The following is a 12,460-nucleotide window of genomic DNA, read 5'->3' on the forward strand; positions in this document are numbered from 1 at the left end:
CTCATAATTGCTGCCAAAACAACATCTAAAACTTCATATAAAAACAAACTTTTTCACATGTTAAAATTTTTTTACGATAATAAATCATTAAATTCCTCAAAAAGTCAAATAATATGTATATAAAAATATAAGGGGGACGTTATATAATGACAATACTTATGAAAAAAATAACCGCAGCTATACTAATATCTTTTATGTTGTTCTCTTCATCTAACATTATATTTGACAGTAAGACTGTTTACTCAGCTAATACAGATATTACCAGACATGGTGAAGTGGGAAAAATCTACTACGGTTTTAAACTTAATTCAGTTAAGAATATACCAAAAATTAATTCTTCTGTTATGTTATTTACCCATGTAAAAACCGGTGCAAAACTTATGTATATTAAAAATGAGGATACTCAGAGAGTTTTTGATATTAGTTTCCGTACACCTACTTTAGACAATACTGGTGTAAATCACATTATTGAGCATTCAGTTCTTGATGGTTCTAAAAATTATCCTGTTAAATCTCCATTTACAGAACTTCTAAAGAGCTCTTTAGGTTCATTTATTAATGCCATGACAAATAGTGACTATACTACATACCCTGTAGCAAGTACAAATGAGAAGGATCTCAAAAATCTAATGAGCGTATATTTAGATGGAGTGTTTTATCCTAACTTTACTTCAAATCCCAATATATTCAAACAAGAAGGCTGGAGATATGAACTTCCATCGAAAGATTCCAAGCTTTCAATTAATGGTGTAGTGTACAATGAGATGAAAGGCAACTACTCGAATCCTGATTGGCTTTTACGTAACGCAGCAGTTCAGTCTCTTTTTCCTGATACTTCTTACAAGTGGGATTCAGGAGGAAATCCAGAAGATATTCCAAGGCTTACAATGGAGCAATTAGTATCCACATACTGCAAAAATTATACACCTTCAAATAGTTACATATATTTGTATGGCAAATTAAATATATCAGACTATCTGGAATTTATCGACAAAAACTATTTAAGTAAATTTAATAAGTCAGAAGTAGATACTTCCATAAAAGCACAAAAGCCTCTATCCAATATACCGGTAAAAACAGTGTATTATTCTATACCAGAAAACAGTAATACAAAAAACAAAACATATCTTTCATTAAATTTTGTTACCGGAAGTATAGATAATAAGAAGGAAAATATAGCACTAGGATTTTTGAATCATCTGCTTATGGGTACTGATAACGCACCACTAAAAAGGGCACTTACAGAGAAAGGCATTGCATTAAGTGTAACTTCTTCATTTAACATGGAAGGCATTCAACCTATATTTTCAATTAATGCCTCTAATTCCAATGAATCTTCCAGTGAAGTTTTTAAACAAACTATTTTTAATACTTTAAGGGAAATTTCGAAAAATGGATTTGATGAAAATTTTCTTAAATCTGCTCTAGCATCTTATAATATAAATGCTAATTCTGAAAAACTTATAATACCTATTCTAGGTGGAACAGGTCTTGTTCTATCCCAAAACGCATTAACTACCTGGGTATACGATAAAGATCCTACTATGTACTTTGATACCGATGATATAATGAAAAAAATCCAAAAAACAGATGCAAATGATTATTTCAAGAATTTAATTAATAAATATTTTCTTTCAAACAACCATTATTCACTAGTTATACTGAAACCTGAGCCAGGTCTCCAAAACAAAAACTCAGAATCCTTAGCAGAAAATCTTACATCTTATAAACATGGATTAGATGAGGCCTCTGTTAACTCTCTAGTAAAAAGTACAGAAGATTTTAATACATGGCAAAAAACTGAAGATTCCAAAAGAACACTAGATACTTTACCAAAACTTTCTTTAAAAGATATTCAACTTGAACTTCCCGACTTAAGCTATAAAGTTGAAAATCAATCCGGTGTAAAAGTTCTTACACATACTGCAAACTTAAACGGACTCTCTACTATAAACCTCTACTTTGATACGTCCAAAGTTCCTCAAGATAAATTATATTACTTGAGTTTACTATCATCTTTACTGGGGAATGTAGACACCCAAAAATACAGTTATGAAGAACTTTCAAATGAAATGCTACAGAATATAGGTAGTCCAGTAAGTTTTATTCCTGCTGCAGTAGCAGATAGTAAAAACTTTACTAAATATTCACCTAAACTAATAACATCTATGTTAGTCCCTAAAGATAATATTGGAAAATCACTTGACATAATCAAAGAAATCATAAATGAAAGTAAATTTGACAATAAAGAAAAGATAAGACAAATTATTCAACAGAATGAATCAACTCTTCAGTCAATTTTTACTTCAGGCTCTGGAACTGCAGCCCTTATGGAAATGAATTCCTACATTAGTGAAGGAGGAAAATACAACGAGGAACTTTCAGGTATTTCATACTATAGATTCCTGAAGGACTTAGATGCTAATTTTGATTCAAAATGGGATGATATTTATAAAAATCTAAATGATACATGTAAACTTGCATTTAATCGAAATGGTCTTATAGCAAGCTGCAGCGGAGATAAAACTTCTACCCAGATATTTAAAACAGAATTAAGCCGTATAAGTTCTAAAATTAATGCCCATGTTCTCCCAAAGCAAAAATATAATTTTATCCGAACCAATAAAAATACAGCTTTCTCTTCCTCTGCTAAAGTACAGACTATATTACAAGGTGGAACTTTGAAAGGTACAGGATATACTTATAGCGGAAAGATGATGGTACTCCAAAACATATTAAACACTGAATATTTATGGAATGAAATAAGAACAGCAGGAGGCGCCTATGGAGTTCAATTTTCCATTTCCTCTGATGGAAAAGTCATACTTGCATCTATAAGAGATCCAAACCTTAAGGAAACCTTAGACACCTTTAAAGGTGCAGTGAATTACCTTAAAAATTTTAATGCAACAGATACTGAAATGACAAAGTATATTATAGGTGCCGTTAAAGATTTTGTGAATTTAAAGACCAACGGTCCTCTTATAGAAAGTGCCCTTTGTGATGCAATGTACCTTACGCAATTTTCTCCCCAGGATCTTTTGCAATATGAAAAAGAAGCTCTTTCAACTACAGCAGAAGATATAAGAAATTATGGAAACATGCTAAATAAAATTTTAAATGAAAATATTTATTTTATAGAAGGTTCCTGTGACAAAATTCAAGAAAACAAAAAATTGTTCAATGAAATTATAGATGTGGGAAAATAAAATTTCAAGTTATCCCTTAAAGTGCATTAGTATATTAAAATATTTAATCTCACTTTAAGGGATTGATCTTTTTACAAATTATTACATATCAATTGTATATATGCTAATTTATTGGTTTACAAATTTAATACAGTAAATTATAATGTTTATTGTGATTATAAATTCATATAAATAGGGGGATATGTAAAATGAAAAAAAAGTTTGGAATTTTAACTATGGTAATATTCTTGCTGGGAATATTACTTACAGGATGTGGACAAACCCAGCAGTCAGGAGATAAATCCTGGGACGATATAAAAGCAAAAGGTAAATTCGTAGTAGGGCTGGATGACAGTTTCCCTCCAATGGGATTTAGAGATGAGAAGGGCCAAATAGTTGGATTTGACATAGACATGGCTAAAGCCGCAGCGGAAAAACTAGGAGTAAAAGTTGAATTTAAACCTGTTGAATGGGATGGAATTATACTCAGCTTAAATAACAAAGACATAGATGTCATATGGAATGGTTTAACTATAACTGCGGATAGAAAAAAACAAATAGCCTTTTCAAAAGTATACCTTCAAAATAAACAGATAATTGTAGTACAAAATAACTCTGCTATAAAAAGCAAAAAGGATCTATCCGGTAAAAGAGTGGGAATTCAATTGGGAAGCAGCAGTGAAACTGCATTAAACGCCGATACTACTACTTCTAAGTCTTTAAAAGAAGTTAGAAAATATTCAAATAATACAGAAGCACTATTAGATTTAAACCAAGGACGTATAGACGCAGTTGTAGTAGATGAAGTTGTAGGAAGATACTATATAGAAAAAAAACCTGGATTATATAAAATACTAGATGATAACTTTGGCAAAGAAGATTATGGTGTAGGTATAAGAAAAACTGATACAAGTTTTAGAGAAAAATTAGATGAGGCTTTAGACACTATAAAAAGTGACGGAACAGCAGATAAAATATCTAAAAAGTGGTTTGGTGAAAATATAGTTACAAAATAATTAGTTAGGATGTGATTTATTTGTCTGAACTTATGGACATTACAGGATTTATACTAAAGGGAAGCTTAATAACTGTAGAATTATTTTTTATAACTGCTATTTTTTCTATACCCCTCGGAGGTATAGTTGCCATAGGAAAAATATCTAAAATTAAACCTTTAAAAACCATATTGAGTTTATATACTTGGGCTTTTAGGGGAACTCCTTTACTCTTACAATTATTTTTTACATACTTTGGTCTTCCTGTAATTGGCATAAGATTGTCACCATTAGCTGCTGCAGGTATAGCTTTTACCATAAATTATGCTGCATACTTAGCAGAAATATTTAGGGCAGGCATTGAATCTATAGATAAAGGACAATTTGAGGCTGCTAAAGCTCTAGGAATGAATTACTATGAGACTATAACAAAGATAATAATTCCTCAAGCCATTAGAAATGTACTACCTGCTGTGTGTAATGAAAGTATAAACTTAGTGAAAGATTCAGCTTTGGTAGCCACTATTGGAGTTGGTGATCTTTTAAGAGCGGCAAAAGAAGTGGTAACCCGTGATTTTACAATTACTCCTTTTTTCATAGCTGCCGCTTTATACCTTATTATAACTTCATTTTTAATTATTGGATTTAGACAATTAGAAAAAAAATATTCAATAAATTAATTTTAAATAACTTTATTAAATTGGATGTGAGAAGTCAAGTTCTGTTATCTACTGCTAACAAAATTTGACTTTTTCTTATTCTTATATATATTGTCATTTTCCAGACACTCTTCCAAGCACTCCTCTATTACTTCCATAGTTATTTTAAACTTTTTAATATCTTTCACTTTATCCCTCCTATTTTAAAATTTATCCCAACGCTGCCATTTGCTAATACTCCCACTTTCTTTAAAATGGAAGATAAGAGGTGCTGCGCACCTGGATAAGTTCTTCCCCTAAAGGATAACGTATTCTAAGTGCTAAAGACACTAAGAATACTGTTAATAAGGTTCAGGTGGAGAAAAGCATTTCTCATAAGCAAACTCCGCCTGAATCTAAGAATCACTTTATGTTAACTCCTTCAGATAAAAAAACGTATACATAACTTATATTTCCATATGCCTACTTGAAAGTTTTCTTAACTCTCAGAGCAGCAAATAAACCATAATTTAAATAAAACTTTTTGGCTATATAATAATAAATGCTATTTATTATAAAATACAGCCAAAAACTTTCTATATATTAAAAGGTACTATATTTACATATTATTAAAAACCTTTAAAAAGGTTACTAAAAATTATACTTTAACTAAAATTATATTTGTAATTGTTACTCCAACGTATTTCCGGATAAATCTAGTACACAATCCTTGGAAAATAAATATAAATACTTATTTTTAACTTTTTTACCTGTTAACTTTTCCAGCGCTCTTCCATAATAATAAATTTGAATTTTATATTTTTCTCTTATTTCATCCATATTCTCTACGTAATCTGTTTTATAATCTATAAGTATTAATTCATCATTTTCTTCAAAATAACAATCTATTATTCCCTGTATCAATACTTTTTCATCTTTATATGTATGCTCTGGCAGCTGTTTATACAATTCTGTACTTTTTATTTCCATATAAAACGGAATTTCTCTGTATATATCATTTGACTTTTTCATTCTCATTCCGATTTCAGAATTAAAAAATTTTAATATTTTGTATATAGATACAGATTTGGCTTCTACCTCAGTTATAAATTCTCTAAATACTAGTTTATTTATTTGCTCCTTTATCTGCATATAGGAATTAACTTTACTAATATCCATATGCTGCATAACCAAATGCATAATAGTTCCTTTTTCTGCTGCAGTAAGAGCCTTACTTTCTTTCATAAAAAGTGGTTTTTTTAAATATATTGGTTCTATAAACTGTACACTATTTTCCGTATCTATTAATCTAAATCTTGTTTTTAACTCTGATACAGAAAATTTGGCAGGTATTTTAGAAGATTGTTCATATTTATAGTTCCAATTAAGCCTTCTATTCACTTCACTTTCATATATTCCTTCAGTATAATTCAGCCTTAAATTTTCAATCTGATCAATTATGTCCTCATTTATGTTCTCCCCAAATGTATTTTTAAAATCATCTTTGCTATATAGGAATACTTTCCATTTAGAATTATCTTCCATTATCCAATTTGAAGTATTTTCACAGTTACACACTTCTCTAATAAGTCCTCCGCAATGGTGTCTTGCCACTGACGGTCCTATCCAGTCTAAAAAATTTTTGGCATTTATAAGTGAATATTCCGGCAGCTTATCACCTTCACAAGAAGCAATTTCACACCATCTTTGAAATGTACGCTCAATATTATCTATCATTCCCGTTATTATAAGTTTTTCTTTAGCTCTGGTAAAAGCTACATAAAGTATTCTCATTTCCTCTGAAAGAGTCTCAGCTTTTAATTTTCTCTTTAATACCTGCTTAATAATAGTAGGATATGAAATATGTCTTTTGGCATTTACATAATCCGGTCCAAGTCCTAATTCTTTATGAAACAAAATACTTTTATTCATATCCATGAAATTAAATTTTTTCCCTGCTGCTGCCAGTATTATTACAGGAAATTCAAGACCTTTGCTTTTATGTATACTCATTATCCTAACTACATTTTCACTTTCCCCAAGTATTTTTGCATTTCCCATGTCCGTGCTGCTGCTTTTGAGTTTATTTATAAAATTCACAAAATTAAAAAGCCCTTTGTAGCTAATTCTTTTATACTGTTTAGCTTTTTCGAATAACATTCTTAAATTCGCCTGCCTTTGGATACCTCCAGGCATGGCACCTACGAAACCATAATAACCCGTTTGTATATAAATATGCCATATAAATTCATCTATGGGCATATATATGACTTTTCTCCTCCAAACATAAAGTTTTTTTAAAAATTCTTCTGATTTGTGTTTTAATTTTTCATCTATATGATCTAAAGAATATTTTAATTGTGAATTGTTTTCTTTTACTGCTTTTAATACTTCATAAAAAGATATTTCTCTGTTTACCACCCTTAAGTCTATAAGATCCTCTGGAGAAAATCCTCCTATTGGAGAACGAAGTACCGCTACAAAAGGAATATCCTGCTGAGGATTATCTATTATTTCAAGAAGAGATATTATAGTTTTTATTTCAATAGTTTGGAAATATCCCACAGATGTATCTGCAAATACAGGTATTCCAGAGTTGTTCAGTTCTTCTACAAAAGTAGGCGCCCATTTTTGAGTAGCACGCATTAATACCACTATATCTTTATACATTACAGACCTATAGCTATCTATAACTTTATCATATACCTTAAAACCATCACATTTAGATGGAGGATTTACCAATTCATTTATTTTTTCTGCCACTAATCGTGCTTCTACCTGGATAATATCCAGCAGCTCTTCCTCATCTTCATCTCTTTCTAACTTATCTTCACTTTCCTTTTTATCCACTATATGAAGTTCCACATCTCCGCCGCAATTTTCTTCACAAAGAACATAATCAGCTGAACTTTTTAAACATTCCTCCTCACCATAATTAAGTTCTCCTATTTCTTCACACATTATTTGCTTAAATATATAATTTATGGCATCTATTACTTCTTTTCTACTTCTAAAATTTTCAGATAGTTTTATTTTTTTATTCTTACTACCTTCTTCTTCAGAATAAGTATTATACTTTTGTAAAAACAATTCCGGCTTTGCCTGTCTAAATCTGTATATACTTTGTTTTACATCTCCCACCATAAACAAATTTACATATTTATCTTTTCTGCTTATCATATTCATTATAGCTTCTTGAACTTCATTGCTGTCTTGATATTCATCTATGAATATTTCTTCAAAATATTCTCTATATTCTAAAGCAGCTTCTGAGGGAATTATATTGCCAAATTCATCTACACTGGCTAATATTCTAAGACAAAAATGCTCTATATCGTTAAAATCAACCATATTCCTTTCCATTTTCTTCTCATGATATTTTTTATAAAAATTGAGAACAAGGGAAATTAAACATTTCATTATAGGATATACTTCTTTCATATTTTCATATATATTGTTCGTACATACCAGTATATCTTCTCTTATACTAGTTAATTTCTTTTTTACTTCATCTCTTGTATTTTTAGCTTTTTCCCTATACTCCTTTAATGAAGAGTCTACCCTTTTAGAAGAGAGTTTATCAAAACTTAGTTTAATAAATTCATCTCTCATTTCATTCCATGAATTAGTACTTATTAGCCTGTTTATATTTTCAATATCATTTTTAAAAGGCTCTAAATAATATGTCAATCCTTCCACATTTTCAATTGTCTTCAGGATATTTTCCATTTTATCCTTACACCCTTTAAGTTCTACATTTATATTGCGAACCAGCACACTGGCCCATTTAGTATATCCAAAATCAAAATCATCCCCTACGTTGAAATCTTCCAAAGCCTCTTGCAGCCACTTTTTAGGCCATGGACTGCCCTGTGAAAATTCATATAGAGAAAGTACGGTATTTTGAAGCTTAGTATCATTTTTTCCGCCATATCCATCTACCAAATCTAAAAATTCTAAATCTTCTTCCTCATACTTTTCTTCAAAAAGTTCTAAAACAACATCTTGCTTTAATAACTTAGATTCTGTGCTGTCACATATTCTGAAATTAGGATCTAAATCTATCATATGAAAATTATTTTTTATAACTTTAAGACAAAAGGAATGTATAGTCATTATATTAGATTGGTTCAACAGTGCAAGCTGTCTTTGAAGATTTTTAGAAGTACAGTTTAATTCCAATAATTTAGAAAGTGCCTCTGCTATTCTTTCTTTCATTTCAGAGGCTGCTGCATTTGTAAATGTAACCACCAGCAATTTATCTATATCCACTTCTGAATCGCTACTTGTTACTTTTTGTAGTATCCTTTCCACTAACACCGCGGTTTTACCGGTTCCTGCTCCTGCTGCTACTAACAAGTTGGAATTTTGAGTAAAAATAGCTTTTCTCTGAGTCTCTGTCCACTTTGTATTCACATTATCACCTTGCCTGATTCTATAATTATTAGCATACTACCTGATTTTTCCCAGTATTTTTTGCTTTATATAAATTCGTATCCGCCTTCCTTATCATAGCTTCAATATCCTCGTCTTTATTATGAGATATACTTATTCCCATAGAAACCGTAACATGAGACGAGTTCTCATTATACTCTATAACCCTATTTTCTATATTCTTTCTTATAGTGGTCATTCTATTATAAACATCTAAGGTTCCTTTAATATCATACATGTATATTATAATTTCTTCACCACCGTACCTAGCCACCAAATCTTCTTTTCTAAGGCTGCTTTTTATAATACCACTTACACTTTTAAGCACTACATCCCCATATTGATGACCAAAGGTATCATTAAACCTTTTAAAGTTATCTATATCCACCATTATAATGGCAAAACCACTACCGCAGTTATTTATTTTTTCTTTTATAACAGAAAAAAAGTAATTTCTAGTAAATAGACCTGTTAAAAAATCTTTTTGAGAATTCTCTTTTATCTTATTATAAAGTCTATTATTTTCTATACATATGGCAATTTGATTGCTAAGTGCAGTTAAAAGCTTAATATGTTCTTCATTTAAATAATTATATATATTATGTTCTACTATGATTGCCCCAAGAAGACTTTGCTTTAAATATATTGGCATGAATATGGCAGAATGGATTTGAATATTACCACCTTTACATATATTGTCAAAAGAATTGACTAATTTAATATCCGGATTGTGCACTAATTTATTATTGTAATCATTTATACTTTTATGATGTTTTGTACTAATTAAATTGGTACACTTTAATTTAAGCTTTCTATTTTCTAAAATATACACAGTAGAATAGGTCACTCCTAAAATTCCTATCATTATATCATGTATTTTAGAAAGTATCTCCCCACTACCAAGGCATTTGTTTATATATTGACTTATCTCAACTATTAGAGACAACATATCTAGCTTTTTATCCAACTCTACAATTTTTGCATTTTGCCTTTGTATAGTTTCTTCAGCCACTTTTTGATAACCTTCATAATCACACTTTAGTTGATTATATTTCTCTAATAATGACACTAACATAAAATTCTCCTCTATTTAAAACTATTTATATTTATAGTTTATTAAAAAATATTCTTATAACACATAAAATATTTTTTATAAATTGGGCCATGGAATAATTAATACAATTGTGTGAAAAATCTTCCCTACTTTCATTAATATATTAAAAAATAAACAACAAATGAAAGACAGAAGATTTTATTTTTCTTAAAATAAGGATACCTGAAACAAGTTACATACTAATAAAAATTAATATATATTTTTATAATTATACTTATAAAAGTACATAATTACAAGAAAATTTTTCCTTATAATTATATGTAACATCCTTCAAATTACTTTGAATAGCCTAACATTTATAAATATTACTAATTACCGTTTATGTATAATAAAATCAAATTTATATTTCAATTACACCTCCTAGTTTCCTATTATACTACTTATTATAGATACATAATAGCTTTTTTATATTAAATTGATAGAGTATTTGTAATGTAATATTTGAATGGAAATATTTTTAGGTGAAGAAAAGCATTCCTTATAAGCAACCTCCACCTAAATTTAAGAATCACTTGACATACAATATGCTATAGCAAAAATTTTCTAATTTCTTCTCTCATCTCTTTTCTTTCACATACTGTATTATGAATAACTTTACTTTCTTTCAACTTTCTTATAGGTCCTGGAATTTTAACTTCTGCAATTTTACTCATTATTTCTATAAGTTCTAGATCTTCCATAAAACTATATTTTTTATCCAAGGCGCTCATTACAGATTTGGTAAATTTAAACGGACTTGCAGTAGAAACTATTATAGTTTTTGTATCATCAGAAGTATCTTTCAAATAATTCTTATAAACCGAATACGCAACGGAAGTATGAGTATCCATAAGATACTGATGTGTATTAAAAGTATCCTTTATAGATTGAAGTGTTTCTGCCTCACTTGCAAAACCACCATAAAATATTTTCAATTCATCTTTCATATTTTCTCTAACTGTATATTTATTGCGTGAATTTAAATTACTCATTAACTCATTTACAACTGACGCATTCCTGCCACTTATATCATATATAAGTCTTTCAAGATTACTGGATATGAGTATATCCATAGAAGGAGATATAGTTACCACAAATTCCCTTTCACTGTCATAAGTTCCACTTTTAAAGAAATCATAAAGTACCTTGTTCTCATTTGAAGCACATATTAGCTTATTAATAGGAAGTCCCATCTTCTTGGCATAATAGGCTGCAAGTATATTACCAAAATTTCCTGTAGGAACTGAAAAATTTACCTTATCTCCAAATTCTATTTCTCCTCTTCTTAAAAGTTCCATATATCCATAGAAATAATACACTACTTGAGGTATAAGCCTTCCAATGTTTATGGAATTTGCAGAAGAAAACATATAGGATTTCTGATTCAACTCCTCCTTTAACTCATGATCATTAAAGATTTTCTTTACTTCACTTTGGGCATCATCAAAATTTCCTCTTATGCCTACAACCTTTGTATTTTCCCCTTGTTGAGTAACCATCTGCTTTTTCTGGATATTACTTACTCCTTGTTCTGGAAAAAACACCACTATTTTAGTTCCCTCTACATTTGCAAAGCCTTCTAAAGCAGCCTTTCCAGTATCTCCAGAAGTGGCAGTAAGTATTACTATTTCTTTATGTAAATCCTGCTTTTTTGAAGCTGTCTTCATTAAATGGGGAAGAAGACACAATGCCATGTCTTTAAAAGCCAAAGTTGGGCCATGGAATAATTCTAAATAAAACACATTTCCCACTTTTTTTACAGGAACTATTTTATTCGATTCAAATTTATTATCATAAGCTAAATCTATACATTCCTTTAATTCGTCTTTACTAAAGTCTGTAAAAAATTTTCCAATTATACATAAAGCTAATTCTTTATAAGTCATATCTTTAAATTTTTTTAAATCCTCTTCATTTATAAAAGGTATAGTATCTGGAATAAATAATCCCCCGTCTTCTGATATTCCGTTTAATATGGCTCTGGATGCAGTAAAATCTTTATTTAAACCTCTAGTACTATTGTAATAAATCTCCTTCAAATATATCACTCCTTCTAAAATTGTAACACCATATATTAACACATTTATTCAAGCACAAATTTATTAATCTTTA

General features: G+C 29.6%; 7 protein-coding genes. 3 read left to right on the forward strand and 4 right to left on the reverse strand.

All coding sequences use genetic code 11. From position 1 onward, the window contains the following. Positions 1 to 146: 146 nt before the first annotated feature. From ACJDU8_RS03885 to ACJDU8_RS03895, 3 genes are all read left to right on the forward strand, one after another. Complete coding sequence (locus tag ACJDU8_RS03885; RefSeq protein ID WP_406790841.1) at positions 147 to 3,209, forward strand: insulinase family protein; 3,063 nt, start codon at positions 147 to 149, stop codon at positions 3,207 to 3,209. Positions 3,210 to 3,397: 188 nt separating this feature from the next. After that, positions 3,398 to 4,204: an amino acid ABC transporter substrate-binding protein gene (locus tag ACJDU8_RS03890; RefSeq protein ID WP_406790842.1), complete on the forward strand. Its 807-nt coding sequence runs from the start codon at positions 3,398 to 3,400 to the stop codon at positions 4,202 to 4,204. Positions 4,205 to 4,224: 20 nt separating this feature from the next. Continuing rightward, positions 4,225 to 4,863 (forward strand): amino acid ABC transporter permease, encoded by a 639-nt coding sequence (locus tag ACJDU8_RS03895; RefSeq protein WP_406790843.1) that lies wholly within the window; start codon positions 4,225 to 4,227, stop codon positions 4,861 to 4,863. A gap of 44 nt (positions 4,864 to 4,907) precedes the next feature. On the opposite strand, the gene ACJDU8_RS03900 is transcribed toward ACJDU8_RS03895, so the two are convergent. The 4 genes from ACJDU8_RS03900 to thrC form a co-directional block, all read right to left on the reverse strand. After that, positions 4,908 to 5,030: a hypothetical protein gene (locus ACJDU8_RS03900; RefSeq protein ID WP_406790844.1), complete on the reverse strand. Its 123-nt coding sequence runs from the start codon at positions 5,028 to 5,030 to the stop codon at positions 4,908 to 4,910. Between the two features lie 481 nt (positions 5,031 to 5,511). After that, a complete protein-coding gene (gene addA / locus ACJDU8_RS03905; RefSeq protein WP_406790845.1) occupies positions 5,512 to 9,237 on the reverse strand; it encodes a helicase-exonuclease AddAB subunit AddA in 3,726 nt (1,241 codons plus the stop codon). Between the two features lie 28 nt (positions 9,238 to 9,265). Further along, on the reverse strand, positions 9,266 to 10,330 hold the full coding sequence (locus ACJDU8_RS03910; protein ID WP_406790846.1) for a sensor domain-containing diguanylate cyclase: 1,065 nt from the start codon (positions 10,328 to 10,330) through the stop codon (positions 9,266 to 9,268). A 566-nt stretch (positions 10,331 to 10,896) separates the two neighbouring features. Beyond that, complete coding sequence (thrC, locus tag ACJDU8_RS03915; protein ID WP_406790847.1) at positions 10,897 to 12,387, reverse strand: threonine synthase; 1,491 nt, start codon at positions 12,385 to 12,387, stop codon at positions 10,897 to 10,899. Positions 12,388 to 12,460 lie beyond the last annotated feature (73 nt).

The sequence above is a fragment of the Candidatus Clostridium eludens genome (assembly GCF_045310515.1).
GTDB lineage: Bacteria > Bacillota > Clostridia > Clostridiales > Clostridiaceae > Clostridium_B > Clostridium_B eludens.